Annotated in this window: 18 protein-coding genes; 10 read left to right on the top strand and 8 right to left on the bottom strand. The window is 71.4% G+C overall.

Translation table 11 applies throughout. From position 1 onward, the window contains the following. Window positions 1-49: 49 nt before the first annotated feature. Window positions 50-1,981, bottom strand: coding sequence for a phosphatidylglycerol lysyltransferase domain-containing protein (locus tag NRP21_RS22150; protein ID WP_257718419.1), 1,932 nt, complete (start codon window positions 1,979-1,981; stop codon window positions 50-52). Beyond that, window positions 1,978-3,609: a lysine--tRNA ligase gene (locus NRP21_RS22145; RefSeq protein ID WP_257718418.1), complete on the bottom strand. Its 1,632-nt coding sequence runs from the start codon at window positions 3,607-3,609 to the stop codon at window positions 1,978-1,980. Before NRP21_RS22145 ends, NRP21_RS22150 begins: the two co-directional genes overlap by 4 nt. A 222-nt stretch (window positions 3,610-3,831) precedes the next feature. Between NRP21_RS22145 and NRP21_RS22140 the strand changes: the two genes are divergently transcribed. Both NRP21_RS22140 and NRP21_RS22135 read left to right on the top strand, forming a co-directional pair. After that, the gene (locus tag NRP21_RS22140; protein ID WP_257718417.1) at window positions 3,832-4,839 is read left to right on the top strand and encodes an aspartate-semialdehyde dehydrogenase; all 1,008 of its coding nucleotides are present in this window, start codon (window positions 3,832-3,834) and stop codon (window positions 4,837-4,839) included. A 118-nt stretch (window positions 4,840-4,957) separates the two neighbouring features. Beyond that, entirely contained in the window at window positions 4,958-5,725 is a 768-nt protein-coding gene (locus NRP21_RS22135) for a phosphatase PAP2 family protein (RefSeq protein ID WP_257718416.1), read from the top strand. Here the strand turns inward: NRP21_RS22135 and NRP21_RS22130 are convergent. Next, on the bottom strand, window positions 5,691-6,623 hold the full coding sequence (locus NRP21_RS22130) for a lipid kinase (protein WP_257718415.1): 933 nt from the start codon (window positions 6,621-6,623) through the stop codon (window positions 5,691-5,693). The two genes, NRP21_RS22135 and NRP21_RS22130, sit on opposite strands and share 35 nt — an antisense overlap. A 181-nt stretch (window positions 6,624-6,804) precedes the next feature. Between NRP21_RS22130 and NRP21_RS22125 the strand changes: the two genes are divergently transcribed. The 3 genes from NRP21_RS22125 (at window position 6,805) to NRP21_RS22115 (ending at window position 10,133) form a co-directional block, all read left to right on the top strand. Continuing rightward, window positions 6,805-7,641 carry a DUF1206 domain-containing protein gene (locus tag NRP21_RS22125; RefSeq protein ID WP_257718414.1) on the top strand — a complete coding sequence of 279 codons (837 nt, stop codon included), beginning with the start codon at window positions 6,805-6,807 and terminating at the stop codon, window positions 7,639-7,641. Between the two features lie 192 nt (window positions 7,642-7,833). Beyond that, the gene (locus tag NRP21_RS22120; RefSeq protein WP_257718413.1) at window positions 7,834-8,811 is read left to right on the top strand and encodes a Bug family tripartite tricarboxylate transporter substrate binding protein; all 978 of its coding nucleotides are present in this window, start codon (window positions 7,834-7,836) and stop codon (window positions 8,809-8,811) included. Between the two features lie 44 nt (window positions 8,812-8,855). Beyond that, entirely contained in the window at window positions 8,856-10,133 is a 1,278-nt protein-coding gene (locus NRP21_RS22115) for a hydroxymethylglutaryl-CoA reductase, degradative (RefSeq protein ID WP_257718412.1), read from the top strand. Here the strand turns inward: NRP21_RS22115 and NRP21_RS22110 are convergent. The 3 genes from NRP21_RS22110 to fbaA form a co-directional block, all read right to left on the bottom strand. Further along, window positions 10,130-11,509, bottom strand: coding sequence for an aminotransferase-like domain-containing protein (locus NRP21_RS22110; protein WP_257718411.1), 1,380 nt, complete (start codon window positions 11,507-11,509; stop codon window positions 10,130-10,132). The genes NRP21_RS22115 and NRP21_RS22110 overlap by 4 nt on opposite strands. 107 nt (window positions 11,510-11,616) lie before the next feature. Beyond that, window positions 11,617-13,116, bottom strand: a complete 1,500-nt coding sequence (locus NRP21_RS22105) for a catalase (protein WP_257718410.1) — start codon at window positions 13,114-13,116, stop codon at window positions 11,617-11,619. Between the two features lie 172 nt (window positions 13,117-13,288). Beyond that, window positions 13,289-14,386 (bottom strand): class II fructose-bisphosphate aldolase, encoded by a 1,098-nt coding sequence (gene fbaA, locus NRP21_RS22100; RefSeq protein ID WP_257718409.1) that lies wholly within the window; start codon window positions 14,384-14,386, stop codon window positions 13,289-13,291. Between the two features lie 260 nt (window positions 14,387-14,646). On the opposite strand from fbaA, the gene NRP21_RS22095 reads away from it, so the two are divergent. The 5 genes from NRP21_RS22095 (at window position 14,647) to NRP21_RS22075 (ending at window position 19,269) form a co-directional block, all read left to right on the top strand. Beyond that, complete coding sequence (locus tag NRP21_RS22095; protein WP_257718408.1) at window positions 14,647-17,487, top strand: ATP-dependent DNA helicase; 2,841 nt, start codon at window positions 14,647-14,649, stop codon at window positions 17,485-17,487. 35 nt (window positions 17,488-17,522) lie between these two features. Next, window positions 17,523-17,972 carry a tellurite resistance TerB family protein gene (locus NRP21_RS22090; RefSeq protein WP_257718407.1) on the top strand — a complete coding sequence of 150 codons (450 nt, stop codon included), beginning with the start codon at window positions 17,523-17,525 and terminating at the stop codon, window positions 17,970-17,972. 113 nt (window positions 17,973-18,085) lie between these two features. Continuing rightward, window positions 18,086-18,223, top strand: coding sequence for a hypothetical protein (locus NRP21_RS22085; protein WP_257718406.1), 138 nt, complete (start codon window positions 18,086-18,088; stop codon window positions 18,221-18,223). A 175-nt stretch (window positions 18,224-18,398) separates the two neighbouring features. Further along, a complete protein-coding gene (locus NRP21_RS22080; RefSeq protein WP_257718405.1) occupies window positions 18,399-18,668 on the top strand; it encodes a hypothetical protein in 270 nt (89 codons plus the stop codon). A gap of 109 nt (window positions 18,669-18,777) precedes the next feature. Further along, window positions 18,778-19,269, top strand: coding sequence for a hypothetical protein (locus tag NRP21_RS22075; RefSeq protein ID WP_257718404.1), 492 nt, complete (start codon window positions 18,778-18,780; stop codon window positions 19,267-19,269). A 3-nt stretch (window positions 19,270-19,272) separates the two neighbouring features. Here the strand turns inward: NRP21_RS22075 and NRP21_RS22070 are convergent, their stop codons facing one another. Continuing rightward, window positions 19,273-19,482 (bottom strand): cold-shock protein, encoded by a 210-nt coding sequence (locus tag NRP21_RS22070; RefSeq protein WP_257718403.1) that lies wholly within the window; start codon window positions 19,480-19,482, stop codon window positions 19,273-19,275. 122 nt (window positions 19,483-19,604) lie between these two features. Next, window positions 19,605-20,111, bottom strand: a 507-nt coding sequence (locus tag NRP21_RS22065) for a TCP-1/cpn60 chaperonin family protein (RefSeq protein WP_308219927.1), incomplete at its 5' end; no start/stop codon positions are given.

Raw genomic sequence — 20,111 nt, 5'->3', positions numbered from 1 at the left:
GGGCCAGCCAATAGGAACCGGCCAGTAGGGACAGGCCGGCAGGCGGCGCTCAGTCCCCGGCGCCGCCCTCGGCCAGCAGCCGCAGCACCTTCTTCGGGTCCTGCTCGCCGGAGATCACCATCACCCGCCCGTCCGGCATCGTCACCGGCGCCATCCCCGCCTGCTCGTAGGCGCGCAGCATACCCTGCCCTACCCCGGCAAAGGCTGGCGCCACCCCGGCGGCGTCGCACAGGTCGCGGAAGCGCCAGATCGCATTGGTCCGCGCCTCGGGCGTCCCTACCGGGTCGCCCTCCGCCACCCAGACTCCGTCCAGCTTGCGGAACGGGAAGCCGGCCCGGTCGCTATCGGCGAAAACCACCCCGTCGGCATGGTCCGGCAGCCTCGCCCCCAGCGCCATCAGCCGCGCCTGGGAGGACTCGTCGTAATCCTCCGTCCGCAGCCGCGCCGGGCGCAGCAGCCGGAAGGCGGCGAAGAGCAGCAGCGCCACCGCCGCCAGCACGGCGAAGCGCAGCGGCGCCGGCGTCCCCGACTCCACCACCACCTCCCACCAGGCGGCGGTGGAGAAGCGCCCGTGATAGGCCACGGTGGCCAGGGTCAGCCCGCAGATCACGCCGGCGGCGAGGGAGAACACCCGCGATCCCGTCAGCGGCTCCCCTGTCAGCCGCGCGTCCCGGTAGAAGGCATGTCCCATCGCCGCCAGGAACAGCCCGGTGCCGAGATACCCCGCGGCCACCCACCAGGGATCGCCCCGCACCAGCAGGATCCACACCCCGTTGGCAAGCAGGAACAGCCCCGCCCACCAGGCGATCCGCAGCCGCCGCAGCATGCCGTAGGAAACCACCAGCAGCAGGGACCCCACGATGGAGGCCGCGAACTGGCTCGCCAGCGCCGCCCATTCCCCGCCCCAGGAGGCGATGTCCGTGGCCCGCGCCGGCAACGCCCCGACGAAGAGCAGCACCACGCCCCCCAGCCCCGTCAGCCCGGCCAGCACGGGAACCTCCAGCGCCCCCGTCACCCGGGCTTCCGTTTGGATCCGCCCCATGGAGGGCCGGCGCTGGCTCAGCTCGAAGGCCGCGAAGAGCCCGCCCGCCAGGAACAGCGGCACGATGTAGTAGAACAGCCGGAACAGCAGCACCGCCCCCACCACCTGGGCGGAGGGCAGGTAGGGCTCCAGGCTCAGCAGGATGAAGCCGTCGAACACGCCCAACCCGCCCGGCACGCTCGCCGCCAGCCCCGCCGTATAGGCCGCGATGTAGATGCCCAGGAAGCGCCAGTAGGTCAGCCCCGGCGCCTCCGGCAGCAGCGCGTAGAAGATCGCCGCCGTCACCGCCACGTCCACGCTCGCCAGCGCCACCTGCGCCAGCGCCATGCGAAACCCCGGCAGGTCGATCCGGTGCTTGAAGATCGTGAAGTGCGGCAGTGCCCGGGAGAGCACGAGATAGACCGCGACGATGCACCACATCAGCACGCCGACGGCCTGCGCCACCCAGGGCGGCACCGCCTCCCCCACTCCTACCCAGGGCAGGACGGAGGGCTCCAGCACCAGCACCAGCCCGCCCAGAGCGAAGCCCCCCAGCCCGAAGGTGAGGGAGGTGAAGGCGATCACCTTGGCGATCTCGACCGGCGTCAGCCCCCAGGCCGCGTAGAACCTGTATCGCACCGCAGCGCCCGAGACCGCCGCGAAGCCCAGGTTGTGCGCCAGCGTGTAGGCGCAGAAGGAAGCCAGCGATGTCCGCAGATAGGAGATCGGCTTCCCCGCATAGACCGATCCCAGCCGGTCATAGACGGTGAGCACCGCGTAGGCGATCAGCGTCCACCCGGCCGCGACCCACAGCGTGTGCCGCGGCGTCCCATCCAGCGCCTTCCCGACATCCGCGACCGAAAGGCTGCGGAACTCCTTCTGCACGACGTAGAGCGCCCCCACGAGCAGGACCAGCCCGAAGACGGTCGGCCCGTGCTTGCGGATCAGCGCCCAGTTCATGCGGCGGCCACGTCCTTCGCCAGCGTGCCCTCGATCAGGGCAACGGTCTCGGGAATGCCGTAGAGGGCGACGAAGCCGCCGAAGCGTGGCCCCTCCTCCTGCCCCAGCAGCACCTGATAGATCGCCGCGAACCAAGCCCTGGAAACCCCCGGCCGGGACGGATCCTTGCCCGGCTGCAGGAAGGGCTCGCGCCGCCCGGCGTCATAGACCAGGTCCTGGATCGCCCCAGGCCGCTCGGCAGCCGGCAGCGCCTCGATCCGCCCCTGGCTCTCCCGCAGCAGCGCGGCCAGGTGCAGCAACGCCTCCCGCTCCGCCTCGCTGGCCGCCCGGAACTTCTTCGTCGGCTTCACCATGTCCCGGTAGTAGGCGCTGGCCCGCTCCACCAGGGTCGCCAGCATCGGCGAGGCCTCCGGCGTCGCCTCCGGCGCGTGCCGCCGCAGGTAGCCCCACAGCATCTCCGGCGTCTCGGCATTCGCCGCCACCGCCAGGTTCAGCAGAAGGGTGAAGGTGATCGGGCTCCCCGCCCCGTTCGGCAGCGCCCCACCGTGCAGGTGCCAGGCCGGGTTCGCCGGGTCGTTCGCCGCCTTCAGCTTCTCGACGTTCGCCAGGTACTCGTCCGTGGCGCGCGGGATGACATCGAAGTGCAGCCGCTTCGCCCGCCCGGGCTGCTGGTACATGAACTGGGACAGGCTCTCGGGCGGCGCGTAGCGCAGCCACTCGTCGATGGTCAGCCCATTGCCCTTGCTCTTGCTGATCTTCTGCCCCTGGGCATCCAGGAACAGCTCATAGGTGAAGCCCACCGGCGGCTCACCGCCCAGCACCCGGCAGATGGCGGAGGAGAGCTTCACGCTGTCGATCAGGTCCTTGCCGGACATCTCATAGTCCACGCCCAGCGCGTACCAGCGCAGCGCCCAGTCCGCCTTCCACTGGGCCTTCACATGGCCGCCCGTCACCGGCGTCTCGAACCGCTCCCCCGTCTCCGGGTCGCGCCACACCACGGTTCCCGCCTCCGGCCGCACCTCTTCCATCGGCACCTGCATGACGAGGCCGGTCTTCGGGTGGATGGGCAGGAAGGGCGAGTAGGTCGCACGCCGGTCCGGACCCAGCGTCGGCAGGATCACCTGCCGCACCTCCTCGTGCACCGCAAGCATCCGCAGCAGCGCCTCATCGAAGCGGCCGGAGGTGTAGTAGTCGGTGGAGGAGGCGAACTCGAACTCGAACCCGAAGGCTTCCAGGAAGGCCCGCAGCCGCGCGTTGTTGTGGGCCCCGTAGCTCTCATGGGTCCCGAAGGGATCGGGGATGCGGGACACCGGCTTGCCCAGGTTCGCCCGCAGCAGCTCCGGGTTCGGGATGTTGTCCGGCACCTTCCGCAGCGCGTCCATGTCGTCGGAGAAGGCCAGCAGCCGGCCCGGCAGCCCGGTCAGCCGCTCGAAGGCCCGCCGCACCCAGGTGGTGCGCGCCACCTCCCCGAAGGTGCCGATATGCGGCAGCCCGGAAGGCCCGTACCCCGTCTCGAACAGCGCCGCCCCCTTGGCTTTCACCGAGGCGCGGTCCGCGACCTTCGCGGCCTCCTCGAAAGGCCAGGCGCGCACGTCGCGGAGAGAGGGATCGGCGGGGGGACGTTCCATAGCCCGGCCCACATGCCCCCGCGCCCCCTCGGGGTCAACGGAGAGGCGCGTGACGTCTGAAGGGCTCGTTTCCGCCGCTGGGCGGGTCTGGTCCCCGAAACAAGCGCCTCGCATCGCCTCGCACCGCCTGTATAAGCCCCATGCCACACTGGCACGGGTGGGTCCTGGGATGAGTCCCTGGCGACCCGCCCCGGCAACAACGCCTCGAAGGAAGAAATGGTCATGCGCGTTGGGGTTTTCGGAGCGACGGGCGCGGTCGGCAAGGAACTGGTGCAGGTCCTGGGGGACCGCCGCTACCCGGTGACCGAGCTGCGCCTCTTCGCTTCCACCCGCAGCGCCGGCACCCGAATTAAGACCCCCTTCGGTGAGAAAACGATCGAGGTCTACGATCCCGCCAAGCCCCCGCGGCTGGACCTGGCCCTGCTCGCCGTCTCCGGCGACTGGTCCAAGGCCCACGCGAAGGAGCTGGTGGCGGCCGGCGCCGTGGTGGTGGACAACTCCTCCGCCTTCCGCCTGGACGACAGCGTCCCCCTGGTCGTGCCCGAGGTGAACGCCGAGGCCGCGAAGGGCGCCCGCCTGATCGCCAACCCGAACTGCACCACCGCCATCCTGGCCGTGGCGTTGGCCCCCCTGCACCGGGAGTTCGGGCTGAAGCGCGTCATCGTCTCCACCTACCAGGCCGCCTCCGGCGCGGGCGCCGAGGGCATGGAGGAGCTGGAGACGGGCCTGAAGGAGGTTCTCCTCAACGGTGGCACGGCGAAGAACAACGTCTTCCGCCACCCGCTGCCGATGAACCTCATCCCGCACATCGATAGCTTCCAGCCCAACGGCTACACGCGGGAGGAGATGAAGGTCACCTGGGAGACCCGGAAGATCATGGGCCTGCCGGACCTCCTCGTCTCCTGCACCGCCGTCCGCGTCCCCACCCTGCGGGCCCACGCTGAGGCCGCGACGATCGAGACGGTGAAGCCGATCACCCCGGGGGCCGCCCGCGCCGCCCTCGCCAACGCCCCCGGCGTGAAGCTGGTGGACGACGTGGAGAACGCCCTCTACCCGATGCCGCTGACCGCCAGCGGCCGCTACGACGTCGAGGCCGGCCGCATCCGCCAGAGCCTCGTCTTCGGCGACCACGGCATCGACTTCTTCGTGGTGGGCGACCAGCTGCTGAAGGGCGCCGCCCTGAACGCGGTCCAGATCGCCGAGGCCCTGCCCGTGGCGGTGGCGGCCTGAGTGACGGGCGGGGAGGATTCACCCTCCCCGCCACCCCCTGCCCGACCGAAGCACCGCCCCGCGCGTTAGCCCCTCCGGCCCATCATGGGATAATGCCGGGGACGGGAGCGCGAGGACCGTGACGGGACGCAAGGCCTGGCTTTGGACGCTGCCGGAACGGGTCACGCGCATGGAGCGCTGGACCCTGGTGGCCATTGCCCTCACCGCCATCTCGCTCTTCGCCTTCGTCAACCTGGCCGCCGAGGTGACCGAGGGCGACACCAACGCCTTCGACCGCGCCGTGCTCCTGGCGCTCCGCAACCCCGCCGACCTCTCCGATCCCATCGGCCCCCGCTGGCTGGAGGAGATCATGCGCGACCTCACCGCCCTCGGCGGCAACGTCGTGCTCGCCATCCTCTCCCTCTCCATCACCGGCTTCCTGGTCCTCACGGGAAAGCGGAGGGCCGCCGCCATGATCGCGGCCTCCCTCATCACAGGCACGCTGCTGGCCCACGCCTTGAAATGGGGGTTCGACCGCCCGCGCCCCGACCTCGTCCCGCACGGCACCGCGGTCTACACGCAGAGCTTTCCCAGCGCGCACGCGATGCTCTCCGCGATCGTCTACCTGACCTTGGGCGCTCTTCTGGCCCGGGTGCAGGCGGCCTGGCGGACCAAGATCTACCTTCTGGCGGTGGCGACGCTCCTCACCGTCACGGTCGGGCTGAGCAGGGTCTATCTCGGCGTCCACTGGCCGACCGATGTCCTGGCCGGCTGGGCGGTGGGCGCGGCCTGGGCACTGCTCTGCTGGCTCGTCCTGCTGTCCATCCAGCGCGCGCGCCGCCGGGCGCGCCGGCCCCCCGCCCCGCCTTCCGTCACAGGTCCCGGGAAGGCGGCACCAGAACACTGACCGCGCCCCGGAGAACGCGGAACCGCGCGGGCGTCCGCGTCGTCAGCTCGCCGTCGGTGTTCACCGGCCGCGGGCGGCGCGTCCGGATCTCCACCTCCTCCATGCAGGCGGTCCGGACCTCGTGCCACAGCCCGTGCCGACCGGACCGGAAGGCCGGGTAGATCAGCGCCAGCTTCCACAGCCCCTCGAACTCCAGGCTGTAGAGGTTGAGCCGGCCATCATCGATCGCGGCGCCCTCGTCGATCGTCATTCCACCGCCGTAGAACCGCCCGTTGCCCACGGCCACCTGCAGCGTCCGCACCCTGTGCCCCGTGCCGTCGTGCCGGATCTCGGCGCGGAAAGGCCGCATCTTCCACAGCGCCCGGCAGGTGGCCAGCGCGTAGCCCAGCCGCCCCCATCGCCGCTTCACCTCGCCCGTCAGCTCCCGGGTCACCGCCACGCTCAGCCCGATGCTCGCCACGTTGAAGAAGGGCTGGCCGTTCACCTCCCCCAGGTCGATCCGGCGCGGCTTTCCCTCCAGCACCACCTGGACTGCCTCATCCAGCTCGGTGGGAATGCCCAGTGTCCGCGCCAGGTCGTTCGCGGTGCCCAGTGGCAGGATGCCCAGCGGCAGCCCCGTCTCGATCAGGGCCGGCGCGGCGGAGTTCATCGTCCCGTCCCCGCCGCCCAGGATCACCATGTCCACGGACCCGGCCATCCGGCGGATGGCCGCGCGGAGCGCTTCGGCATCGGTGCAGGGCTCGCGCACAAGGCGGATCCCGCCGCGCTCCAGCGCGGCGGCGGCCGCATCGGCCCCGTCCGCGCCCCGGCGGCTCTTCCCATTGGCGACGAACAGGGCGCGGCGCGCCGGGCGGTGTCCCTCCAGCAGCCCCCCCGCGGCCTCGGCATCGGCGCTCATGTCACGGCCCTTCGCCGCTGCCCGCGCGAAGGCGCGGTGCCCGCGCAGAGGCACCTTGCGTCAAGCATCGGCATCACAACACCCCTCTCACGGCTGCCCGGCGCTCGTGCCAGGACAGCATCCGGCCGAACCACCGCCCCCGCCACAACGTTCTTTGCCGGCCCCTCGGCGCGGACCGGACATGATGATTTCCTCCAGCAGCAACCGCCTCGAACTCCTCGCCCGCCTCGGCTACGCGGCGAGAGGCCTCGTGAACCTCCTGGTCGGGCTCCTGGCGCTGCTCGCCGCCTTCGGTCCGGGCGGAGAGGTCACGGGCTCCAAGGGCGCCCTGGAAGCGCTGTTCTCCCAGGTCTGGGGCTATGTGCTCCTCGCGGTGGTGGCCCTCGGCCTCTTCGGCTTCGCCCTCTGGCGCCTGCTGCAATCCATCCTGGACGCGGACCGTCGCGGCCGGTCCCCCTCCGCCCTCGTCGCCCGCGCCGGCCAGCTCGTCTCCGCGGCCATCTATGTCAGCCTCGGCGTCTTTGCCGTCAGCCTCCTCACCGGCTCCACCCCTGGCGGCGAGGAAGAGCAGGCCACGCGCGACTGGACGCGGTGGCTCCTCGGCCAGCCCTTCGGCCGCTGGCTCACCGGGGCCGTCGCGCTGGCCGTGCTGGGGGCGGCGATCGGCATGGCCGCGAAGGCCTGGACCGCCTCCTTCAGGAAGCACCTCGCCTGCGATCCCGGCGTGGCGAACTGGGTCATCCCTCTCGGCCGCGCCGGCTACGCGGCCCGGTCCGCGGTCTTCCTGATCATCGCCGTCTTCCTGCTGATCGCGGCGTGGCAGTCCGATGCGGGAGAGGCGCGGGGCCTCGGCGGCGCCCTGCTCGCCCTGCAGGAGCAGCCGCTCGGGCAGATCATCTTCGCCCTCGTCGCCCTCGGCCTCGCGGCCTTCGGGGCCTTCGAATTCGCCGAGGCGCGTTACCGGCACATCGCGGCTCCCACGGAGGCGGAGATCGCGAGGGACGCGCTGAGCCGCTGAACGGGCATGGCGGGAAGGCCAGGATCCCTTCGGCCCGGTGGCCCGCATGGCCTGCCCGGCGGCCAGCTTCCGCCAAACTGTCCCAGCCTTCAGCCTGGGACAGCCCGCGCCCGAAACCCGCGAACCGTCCCTTCCCGCCTGACCCGCGGCAGGACACCCTGATCGCAACAAAACGATCAGGGAACGTCCACGATGCACCGCCGCGTCCTCCTCGGCAGCGCCCTCGCGCTGCCCGCCCTCGCCGCCCGCGCGCAGCAGGCCGCCTCGCCGGTTCCCTGGCCCGACCGCGCCATCACCCTCGTCGAGGGCTACCCGCCCGGCGGCGTCACCGACCTCGCCTCCCGCGCCGTGGCCGATCCGATGTCGCGCCAACTCGGCGTCCCCGTCGTCGTCGAGAACCGCCCCGGCGCCGCCACCTCCGTCGCCGCCACCTACGGCGCCCGCGCCCGTCCGGACGGCTACACCCTGGTCATGGGCACGACGACCCTGGCCATCAACCAGACCCTCCAGCCCAACCTGACGCCGAAGGACCCGGCCCGCGAGCTGGACGCGATCGGGACCGTCTTCCGCACCCCCTTCATCCTGCACGTCCACCCCTCCGTGCCCGCCCGGAACACCGCGGAGCTCATCGCCCACTGCAAGGCGAACCCCGGCAAGGTCCTCTTCGGCTCCCCCGGCACCGGCTCCGTCAGCCACCTCTGCCTGGAGCTGTTCCGCTCCCGCGCCGGCATCGACATCGTCCACGTCCCCTATCGCGGCGGCGCCCCGGCCGCGCTGGACCTGCGCCAGGGCCGCGTCCACGCCGTGTTCCAGGCCATCCAGGAGGCCAAGACCACCCTCTCCGACGGCGGCACGCGCGGCCTCGCCGTCACCGCCACGGCACCCATTGCCGGCTACCCGGAACTCCCTCCCGTGGCCCAGACCCTGCCGGGCTTCGAGGTCTTCTTCTGGCAGGGCCTCTTCGCCCCCGCCGGCACCCCCGCTCCCGTGATCGCCCGCGCCGCCGCCGCCCTCCGCGCCGCCACGGACGACACGGCCCTGCGCGCCCGCATGGCCGACCAGGGCGTGGAGCTCGTCAGCGGCGACGCCGCCATGCTCCGCGACGCCCTCGTCAACGACACCCGCCGCTGGGGCGACGTGATCCGCGAGGCGAACATCCGCCTCGAGTAGCCGCCGCCCACCGCAGAAGCCCGCCCCCTCTTCCCGGACAGACCATGACCATCAGCAATCTCACCTCCCGCATCCCGGGCTTCCACCGCATGAGCACGGCGGAGCGGCTGGAGGCCGTCGCCGCCTTCTCGAACCTGGACGACACCACGCGCGCCCAGCTCGCCGCGCCCGGCAACATCGACCCGCACCTGGCCGACCACATGATCGAGAACGTGGTCGCCACCCTCTCCATCCCCATCGGCGTCGCCACCAACATGCGCGTGGACGGGCGCGACGTGCTGGTGCCGATGGCCACGGAGGAATCCTCCGTCGTCGCCGCCGTCTGCAACTCCGCGCGCCAGTGCTACGAATCCGGCGGCTTCACCACCTCCGTCTCCGGCAACCTGATGATCGCCCAGGTCCAGCTCGTCGGCGTCACGGACCCGGAGAACGCCCGCCTTCGCATCCTCGAGCACCGCGAGGAGATCGCCACCACCTGCGACGGCTGCGACCCCATGCTGGTGCAGCTCGGCGGCGGCTTCCGCGACCTCGAAGTCCGCGTCGTCGCCTCCCGCGGCGGCCCGATGGTCGTCACGCATCTCATCGTGGACACGCGCGACGCGATGGGCGCCAACACCGTCAACACCATGGCCGAGACCCTCGCCCCGAGGATCGAGGCCTGGACCGGCGGCAAGGTCTTCCTCCGCATCCTCTCCAACCTCGCCGACCGCCGCCTCGCCCGCGCCCGCGCGACCTGGACGGCCGAATCCATCGGCGGAGAGGCCGTGCGCGACGGCATGATCAGCGCCTACCACTTCGCGGAGGCCGACCCCTACCGCGCCGCCACCCACAACAAGGGCATCATGAACGGCATCTCCGCCGTGGTGCTCGCAACAGGCAACGACACCCGCGCGGTGGAGGCCGGCGCCCACGCCTTCGCCGCCCGCAACGGCCGCTACACCAGCCTCACCAATTGGGAGGTCACGGCGGAGGGCCACCTCGCCGGCTCCATCGAGGTCCCCCTCCCCGTCGGCCTCGTCGGCGGCGCCACGAAGATCCACCCCACCGCCCGCGCCTGCCTGAAGATCCTCGGCGTCTCCACTGCAGCCGAGCTCGCGCGCATCATTGCCGCCGTCGGCCTCGCCCAGAACTTCGGCGCGATGAAAGCCCTGGCCACCACCGGCATCCAGAAGGGGCACATGGCCCTGCACGCCAACAACGTCGCCATCGCCGCCGGCGCCACGGGCGACGAGGTAGCCCGCCTCGCCGCCATCCTCGTGGAGCGCCGCCAGGTCCGCCAGGACGTGGCCGTGGCGGAGCTGGAGCGGATGCGCGCCGGCTAGCCCCCCAGCCGCTCGCGGAGGAAGGCGATGAAGCGCGGGTCGCTGGCATGCGCCACGTTCAGCCGCAGCATCGGGGCCGTCGCCTGGCGTTCAGGGCTGAAGACCGCCCCGGGCGCCAGGAAGATGCTGCGCGCCGCCGCCTCCCGCACGATCGCCGCCTCCTCCACCCCGTCCGGCAGCGGCGTCCACAAGTAGAACCCGCCCCCTGGCGGCCGCGGCGGCCGCAGACCCACCGCTCCCAGGTCGCGCAGAGCCTGATCCGTCGCCCGCTCCACCCGCGTCCGCAGCCGCCGCAGGTGGCGCAGGTAGTGCCCGCCCGCCATCAGCCCCGCCACCAGCCGCTCCGCGTACTGCGAGGTCGCCACCACCGTCAGCAGCTTCATGTGCCCCAGCGCCCGCAGCAGCTCCGGCGCCGCCGCCACGAAGCCCACCCGCAGCGAGGCCGAGAGCGTCTTGGAGAAGGTGCCGACGTGCAGCACCCGCCGCAGTCCATCCAGCGCCGCCAGCCGCGTCGCCGTGGCGGGCAGGATATCGGCGAAGGGATCGTCCTCCACGATATGGAACCCGTACCGCTCCGCCGCCTGCAGCACCGCATGCGCCACGGCCGGCACCAGCGTCCCGCCCGTCGGATTATGCGCCAGGGACTGCGTGAAGAAGAGCTTCGGCCGCACCCCCGCCAGCTTCTCCGCCAGATCCTCCAGATCCGGCCCCTCCGGCCCGCGCCGTACCCCCACCACCCGCGCCCGCGCCAGCCGCAGCTTGCCGAAGAGCGGGTAGTAGCCGGGATCGTCCACCAGCACCGCGTCCCCCGGCTCCACCATGTGCCGGATGATCAGGTCCAGCGCGTGGTTCGCCCCACCCGTCAGCAGCACCTGATCCGGCGGGCAGGGGATTGCCCGCTCCTGCAGGGAGAGCGCGATCCGCTCCCGCAGCGGCTCATATCCCCAGGCGCTGCCGTAATCATGCGCCCCGCCCTGCCCGCCGAACCGCGCCGCCCGGGCGAAATGCGCCCCGAGCTCCGATTCCTCCATCCAGGCCGGCGGCGGCCGCCCCTCGCCCGGCCGCACGCTGTAGTGCGCCTCCGTCTGCTCCCTCAGCAGGGAGACGAGGTCCAGCGCCTCCTCCACCTCCGGCCCCGGCCGCCGCGGCGGAAGGCGCGGCGCCGTCGCCACGAAGTACCCCGCCCCCCGCCGCGCCTCCAGGTGGCCGGAGGCGACGAGCTGGTCATAGGCGACCGCCAGCGTGTTCTTGGAGACGCCCTGATCCCGCGCCCCTTCCCGCACCGAGGCGACCCGCTCCCCCGGCCGCAGCGTCCCGCCCTCGATCGCGGCCACCATCCGCTCGACGATCGCGCTGGCCTTGGAGGGTGAGGACATGGCGCGATTCCAGCACGGCGGCGGCGCCACGGAAAAGGGGCGGGCACCGCCGGCACCCGCCCCTCCCCGTCACCGGTCCCGCCCGGTCGCCCGGGCGGCCTCTCGCCTTACTCGGCCGCCTGCCGCTCCGGCATGGAGATGCCCAGCCCTTCGGCCACGCGCCGCCCATACTCCCGGTCCGCCTGCATGAAGTAGCAGACCATCTTCTCCCGGATCACCGGCGCGCACTCGGAGAGCGCGCCGACCAGGTTCTTCACGAGGTCGTCCCGCTCGAAGTCGGAGAACTGCCGCCAGCGCTCCCCGGCCTGCTTGAAGTCGTTGGTGCGCTCGATCTTCTGGCGCCCGACCTCGCCCGAGACCTGGATGCGCGGCGGCGGTCCCAGCCGCGGCTGCTCCACCAGCCCGTGAAAGTTGGACGGCTCGTAGTTCACGTGCTTGTTCGCGCCCTGCTCCGCGCCGTCCACGTGGTAGCTCATCTGCCCGCCGCGCTGGTTCGTCGCGAAGGGGCACTTCGGCGCGTTGATCGGCAACTGCAGGTAGTTCGGCCCAACGCGGTAACGCTGCGTGTCCGAATAGGCGAAGGTCCGCCCCTGCAGCATCTTGTCGTCCGAGAAGTCGATCCCGTCCACCAGCACGCCCGTGCCGAAGGCCACCTGCTCCACCTCGTTGTGGTAATCCACAGGGTTCCGGTTCAGCTGGATGTGGCCGACATGCAGGAAGGGGAACTGCTCCTCCGGCCACAGCTTCGTGACGTCCAGCGGATCCCAGTCCAACTCGGGATGCTCGTCGTCGCTCATCACCTGGATGAAGAAGTCCCATTCCGGGAACTCGCCGCGCGCGATCGCATCATACAGGTCGCCGGTGGCGTGGTTGAAGTCCTTCGCCTGGATCTCCGAAGCCTGCTCGGCCGTCAGGTTCCGCACGCCCATGCGCGGCTGGAAGTGGAACTTGCAGAGGACCGTCTTACCCTCGGCATCCACCAGCTTGTAGGTGTTCACGCCGGAACCCTGCATCTCCCGATAGGTCGCGGGAATGCCCCAGGGCGAAAACAGGTGGGTGATCATGTGCGTCGCTTCGGGCGTGCAGCTCACGAAGTCGAAGAACCGGTTCATCTGCTGCCGGTTGTGCACCGGATCCGGCTTGAAGGCGTGGACCATGTCCGGGAACTTCATGGCGTCGCGGATGAAGAACACCTTCAGGTTGTTCCCCACCAGGTCCCAGTTGCCGGTCTCCGTGTAGAACTTGATGGCGAAGCCGCGGGGGTCGCGCAGCGTCTCCGGGCTGTGCCCGCCATGGATCACGGTGGAGAAACGCAGGAAGATCGGCGTCTGCGTGCCGGGGGTGAACACCTTGGCCCGGGTGTACTTGGTGATGGGATCGTCGCCCGCCTTGCCGGTCGGCACGAAGATGCCGTGTGCCGCCGCGCCGCGCGCGTGCACCACTCGCTCCGGAATACGCTCCCGGTCGAAATGCGACATCTTCTCGAGGAACTGATAGTCCTCGAGCACCAGCGGCCCGCGCGATCCGACGCTGCGCGTGTTCTGGTTGTCGAAGACCGGATGTCCCTGGCGCGTGGTCAGGCCCACGCCCTGCGGCTTATCCGACATTTCGGCTCTCTCCCTGCCAAGTCGCTTATGCATGCGACGCTAGGGAGGTAGTTCGACCCAATGAAATACAAAGGTCCATTTGGATCGATAGGAAAAGCCTATTGAGGGGCAGTCTCCCGACATTTTGCGCTCACCGCAAGGGGCGGAGGCCGGAGCCCCCGCCCGCATCCGGTCAGCCGGCCAGCGTGCGCCCGGCCGAACCAAGATCCGCGAAGGCCTCGTCCAGCCGCTTCGCCACACCCTTCTCGCCGGCCCGCAGCCACTTGCGGGGGTCGTAGAACTTCTTCTGCGGCTTGCCCGTGGCGGGATCGATCTGGTGCTTGAAGGCCACCGGATTGGCATCGACATAGGCGCCCACCGGCTCGGAGAAGGCGAACTGCGTGTCCGTGTCGATGTTCATCTTGAACACGCCGTAGGACACCGCCTCCGCGATCTTGTCCTTCTCGGACCCTGAGCCGCCGTGGAAGACGAGGCTCATCGGCTTCGTCCCGCCGCCGAACTTGGCGGAGACCGCCTCCTGCGACGCCTTCAGGATCTCCGGCCGCAGCTTCACGTTGCCCGGCGCGTACACGCCGTGCACGTTCCCGAAGGAGGCCGCCATGGTGATGTGCCCGATCGGCGACAGCACCTCCCAGGCCTTCAGCACGTCCTCGGGCTGCGTGTAGAGATGCGCGTTGTCGGCGCTCTCATCCACGTCGTGCCCGATCCCGTCCTCCTCGCCGCCCGTCACGCCCAACTCGATCTCCAGGCTCATCCCCAGCGGCGCCATGCGCTTCAGCACGGTCGCGCACTCCGCGATGTTCACGTCCAGCGGCTCGGCCGAGAGGTCGATCATGTGGGAGGAGTAGAGCGGCTTGCCCGTCCGCTTCATGTGCTCCTCGCCGTGGTCGATCAGCTTGTTGATCCAGGGCAGGAGGGAGCGGTCGGCGTGGTCGGTGTGCAGCACCACGCAGATGCCGTAGGCGGCGGCCAGCGTGTGCACGTGCTGCGCGGCGGAAACCGCGCCCAGCACCCGCGCCGCATCGGCGTCCGGGCAGCCCTCGCCGCCGAAGAAGCGCGCGCCGCCGTTAGAGAGCTGGATGATGACGTCGGACTTGTTCTTCGCCGCCGCCTCCATCACCGCGTTGATGGAGTTCGTCCCCACCACGTTCACCGCCGGCAGGGCGTAGCCGCCCTCGCGGCAGGCGGCGAGGAGGGTCAGGTAGTCCTGGCCGGTGACGACACCCGGCTTCAGCTTCGTGGAGGTGCCCGACGGCGCAATATGGTTCACGCTTGCCTTCCCGTGCTCTGTTGATCGGCGATCCCGGATCGCTGCCTTATACAAGCTAAGGCGTTCGCCGAACCCCTCTCCTGCACGAAAGATTCGGCAAAAGATTGGCGACGGCGCGGGCTCCCCGCCGCGAACAAAGCGGGTATAGACCCGCTAATGCCCCCGCCCCCGGCCCCCCCCCCCGCCCCCCCCGCGGGAACCCCCCCCCCCGGAAAGCCCCAGGCCCCCCCGCCGCGAACAAAGCGGGTATAGACCCGCTAATGCCCCCGCCCCCGGCCCCCTCCGCGGCGCCCCCCTCTTCAACGCCCCGACTGCTACTGCCCGAGGCCCCCGCCCTGGTCGCCGGAATCGGCCGCGCCACCATCCTCACCCCGGATGGCGAGATCGAGACCCTCCCCACCGCCGCCCTCGCCGGCCGCCTGTCCGAGCTGCCGCCTCCGCTCCTCGTCCACGCCCCCGCCACGGCCCGCCGCCTGGGCCTGCCGCCCTTCCCGGTTGCCTTCGACCTCCTCGAACTCTTCGCCTTCGTCCTCCCCGCCCAGCTCGCCGCCCCCACCCCGCGCGGCCTGGCCCTGGTGCTGGACATGGAACCGCCGAAGGACGACGAGGCCGCCGCGATCCTCCTACCGGAGATCGCGACCACCCTCCTCCGCCGCCTCGCCTCCACCCGCCACGCGCTGCTGAACCGCGACGCCGGCATGCTCGCCGCCCGGCTCCGCGACGCCTCGGACTGGCCCTGGGCCCCAAGCCTCCTCGCCGCCCTCGGTCAGCCGGAGGCGCGGCCGGGAACGGACGCGCTGAAGGTCTGGCGCCGCCTGCCGGAATGGGAGGAAACGGCGCCCCCCACCCCGCCCGCGTCCATCCCCATCGCGCCGCTGGAAGCCCGCAAGCGCCTGGCCGAGATCCTCGGCGCCGACGCCGAGACCCGCCCTGCCCAGGCCGACTACGCCTCCGCCGCCTCCCTCGCCTTCGCCCCGCGCGAGGCGGAGGGCCACCCCCAGCTCGTCCTGGCGGAGGCCGGCACGGGCACCGGCAAGACCCTCGGCTACATCGCCCCCGCCTCTCTCTGGGCGGAGCGCAACGGCGCCCCCGTCTGGGTCAGCACCTACACCCGCAACCTCCAGCGCCAGATCGACAGCGAGCTCTTCCGTCTCTTCCCCGACCCGGCGGAGCGCCGCCAGCATGTCGTGATCCGGAAAGGCCGCGAGAACTACCTCTGCCTCCTGAACCACGAGGAGGCGGTGAACGGCGCCATGCCCTCCCGCCTCCTCGCCCTATCCCTCGTCTCCCGCTGGGCCGCCGCCACGCGAGATGGCGACATGCAGGGCGGCGACTTCCCAGGCTGGATCGCGGAACTCTTCCCCTGGGGCCACGTCGCCGGCCTCACGGACCGCCGCGGCGAGTGCATCCACTCCGCCTGCCCGCACTGGCGCCGCTGCTTTGTGGAGCACTCCATTCGCCGCGCCCGCACCGCGCGCCTCGTCATCGCCAACCACGCCCTCGTCATGGTCCAGGCCGCGCTCGGCGGCGGCGACGACAAGCCCGCCCTCCGCTACGTCTTCGACGAGGGCCACCACCTCTTCGACGCCGCCGACGCCGCCTTCTCTGCGGAGATATCGGGCGGCGAGATGGCCGAGCTCCGCCGCTGGCTCCTCGGCGCCGAGGGTGGCCGCGGCCGCGCCCGCGGGTTGCGCCGCCGCCTGGAGGAGGTCACGGGCGACCACCCCGCCCTCCTGCCCCTCGTCGAGGAGGCACTGCGCCACGCCGGCAGCCTCCCCGGCCCCGGCTGGTCCTCCCGCCTCGGCGAGCCGGAGGAGCACGACCTGGAAGCGGAGGACCTCCCCGGCCACCCCGCGAAGACCAACCCCGGCGAGACCTTCCTCCGCACGGTCATCCTGCAGGTCTTCGCCCGCAGCCCCGAGGCGGATGTCGGCTACGACGCCGAGTGCGACCTTCATCCCCTCAACCCCGGCGTAGCGGAGGCCGGCGCGGCGCTGGAGGAGGCCCTTCGCCTCATCGAGACCCCCCTCCAGGCCCTGCACGCCCGCCTCACCGGCCTGCTGGAAGATCCGGACGCCGAGCTGGAAACCGGCGACCGCATCCGACTGGACACCGCCCGCCGCACCGTGGACCGCCGCGGCCTGCGCCCCCTCGGCGCCTGGCGCGCCATGCTGAAGGCCCTGTCGGACCGCCCGCCCGAGCCGGGCAACCGCCCCCTCCACGTGGACTGGCTCGCCATCACCCGGCGCGAGGGCCGCGTGATCGACGCCGCCCTGCACCGCCACTTCCTGGACCCCACCCAGCCCTTCGCCACCGTGGTCGCCGCCCCCGCCCACGGCCTTCTCATCACCAGCGCCACGCTGCGCGACAGCGGCGAGGGCGACCCGGAATCCGCCTGGGAAGAGGCGGAGGCCCGCACCGGCGCGAACCACATCGCCAGCCCTGCCATCCGTGCCGCCGTCCCCTCCCCGTTCGACTACCCAAACCAGACCCTCGCCATCGTCGTCACGGATGTCTCGCGGGAGGGACCGCAGGCCGCCATGGCGATGGAACAGCTCTTCCGCGCCTCCGGCGGCGGCGCGCTCGGCCTCTTCACCGCCATCCGGCGCCTGCGGGACGCCCACCGCCGCATGGCCCCGGGCCTGGAGGCCGCCGGCCTGCCCCTCTACGCCCAGCACGTGGACGCCATGGACAACGCCACCCTCGTGGACGTCTTCCGGGCGGAGGAGGATTCCTGCCTTCTCGGCACCGACGCCCTGCGGGACGGCGTGGACGTCCCCGGCCGCTCCCTGCGCCTGCTCGTCTTCGACCGCATCCCCTGGCCCCGCCCCACCATCCTGCACCGGGAGCGCCGGACCCACCTCTCCGGCGCCCGCCCGAAGGCCTATGACGACGCCATCGCCCGCCACCGGCTGCGCCAGGCCTTCGGCCGCCTGGTCCGCCGCGCGGACGACCGCGGCGTCTTCGTGCTGCTGGATTCCCGCGCCCCCACCCGCCTCCTCGCCGGCCTGCCGGAAGGCGTGGCCGCCCACCGCATGGGGCTGGCCGAGGCGGTCCGGGCGACGCGCAGCTTCCTAAATGGTGATCGTCCCACCGATTGACGCGGAGCCCGCGGCGGAAGAACCCTTCCCCCACAATGGACACGAACGTCATGGACGCCGCCCCCACCCCCCTGCCCACGCGCTTCACCGCGCAGGAAGCCCTGGTCTGCGCCATGGTGCTGATGGGTGTCAGCGACCGGGGCATGACGGACGCGGAGCTCGCCGCCATGTCCCGCCTCGTGCGGGAGCTGCCGGCCTTCGGCGACTTCCACCCCAGCGAGATCGACACCGTCACTGAGGTCGTCCTCGGCCTGCTGGACCAGGCGGACGGGCTGGACCGCGCGAGCGAGATGATCCGCGACGCCCTGCCCCCCCGCCTGCGCGAGACCGCCTACCTCCTGGCCTGCGAGATCGCCGCCGCCGATGGCGACGCCAGCCAGGAGGAACTCCGCTTCCTGCAGGACTTCCGGATCGCGCTCGACATCGACCGCCTCGTGGCCGGCGCCATCGAGCGCGCGGCGAAGGCCCGCTTCCAGATCATCTGACGCGCTGCCCCGGGGCGGATGCACCGCCCCGGCCGGGAGAACGCCGGCTTCGCTTCGGAGCACGCCCGGTATCCTCGCCCCGCCGCATCAGCCAGATCGGTGCCGGTGTGGTCATGATGCTCGATTCTCCGGGCGAGGCGGAAGGGCGAACACCGTTCGGCAACACGGTCCCGCCCGTCGCCGTGGTGCTGCTGGCAGTGGGTCTCCTCCGGGCCGGGATCCTGGGCGGCGTGGCCCTCGCCACTGGCTGAACGAACGGCCTGATCGCGGCACCGCCAGGGCTCCTCGCCTCAGCCCCGCATCGCCCACCAGCTGCCGGCCCCTCCCATCCACGATCCATCCAGGCATGAGGAGGAGGCGCTGATGTTGCCGTCCGGACCGCCGGGCATCACCATGTCGCCACCAGGACCGGCGTAGGAACGAGGGATGATCAGCGAACCGGCGAGCCGAGACGCGCTTCAGGACCAGATGAACGCTGACCTGAAGCTGATGCAGCTTGTCCTGGCTGCCCTGACGGCCGAAGCCTCCGCCGAGACGCAGAGGCATGTCGCGCAGGTCCTGCAGGAGGTCAGGGGAGCGCCCGCCCCAGCAGGCACGCCCGAGCGGACGGCCGCACTGATGCGGGATTCCGCGATGCGCCTCGCCGATCTCATCGTGAACGCCCGCGCGGCCCGAGGCCTCACCCCCGGGGCCTGACGCGAACAGGGTGCCTGGCGCCTGAACCGCCCCCTTGAGGAACCGTTCCGACGGCAACAACCCGGCGCAAGCGGCGTTCCCTGGCATGGTTACCCGAGAGGAACGCACCATGTCAGACGCCCCGCACGCCCAGCGCCAGGTCATGGCGAGCTTCGCCACTCACGAAGCGGCGGACTCGGCCATTCAGTACCTGACCGCGGAGGCGATCCCCCGCGACCAGATCTCGATCCGCACCTCCGACACCGGCCTCCAGCCCGTCCAGGCCCCGGGCGAGACGGACGGCGTGGTACAGGAGGATGAGCAGCGCAATCTCCGCACCATGGGCACCAGCATCGCCTCCGCCGGTGCCGCCATGGCGGCCGCGGGCGTGGTGGTCGCCACTGGCGGCGCCGCCCTTCCGGCCGTCGCGGCCGCCGCCGCCGCGGGCCTGGGCGCCGGCGCCGTCACCCAGGGCGTGAGCAACGCCGCCACTCCGGATGTGGTGCCGGATTCCGAGAAGGCGGTCGCCGTTCTCACCGTGAACGTCGCCAATGCCGACCAGGCGGAGCGCGCCAAGGGCGTCCTCCGCAAGGTCTCCGCCATCAAGGTGTGGGAGGAGTAGCCCCTAGCGGGAGAGGATGCGCGTGACGATCGGCGCCGGCTTCTTCGGAAGCTGCGCCGCCTCGTACTCGATCTCCTCGCCCTTCTTCAGGTCCCGCCGCCCGGCGGCCTCCACCACCGATTCATGAACCATCACATCCGGCCCGCCATCATCGGGCCGGATGAAGCCGTAGCCCTTGTGCGGCTGGTACCAGACCACCGTCCCTGTCGGCATCGCGCCAACCTCCGCGCTGAACAATCCACCCTACAACGAAAAAGGGCGGCCCGTTGCCGGACCGCCCCTCTTCGTCACGTGGACTGAACTTCTGCTGGGGATCGAAGCCGATCCCCAGGGGATCAGAAGTCCATGTCGCCCATGCCGCCCATGCCGCCGCCGGGGCCACCGGCCGGAGCGGCGGCCTTGGCCGGACGCTCGGCGACCATCGCCTCGGTGGTGATCAGCAGGGAGGCCACGGAAGCGGCGTCCTGCAGGGCGGTGCGCACGACCTTGGTCGGGTCGATGATGCCGGCCTGGACGAGGTTCTTGTACTCGTCGGCCTGGGCGTCATAGCCGTGCTCGTAGGTGTCGGTGCGCAGCACCTCACCGGCGATCACGGCGCCGTCCTTGCCGGCGTTCTCGGCGATCTGCTTCAGCGGCACCGCAATGGCGCGCCGAACGATCTCGATCCCGACCTGCTCGTCGTTGTTCAAGCCCTTGAGGTCGGCCAGCTTCAGGCTGGCGCGCAGCAGGGCCACGCCACCACCGGGAACGATGCCTTCCTCGACCGCGGCGCGGGTCGCGTGCAGCGCGTCGTCGACGCGGTCCTTGCGCTCCTTCACCTCGACCTCGGAGGAACCGCCGAC

This window comes from Roseomonas populi (assembly GCF_024594815.1).
GTDB lineage: Bacteria > Pseudomonadota > Alphaproteobacteria > Acetobacterales > Acetobacteraceae > Roseomonas > Roseomonas populi.
This window is presented reverse-complemented; position numbering and strand designations above follow the sequence as displayed.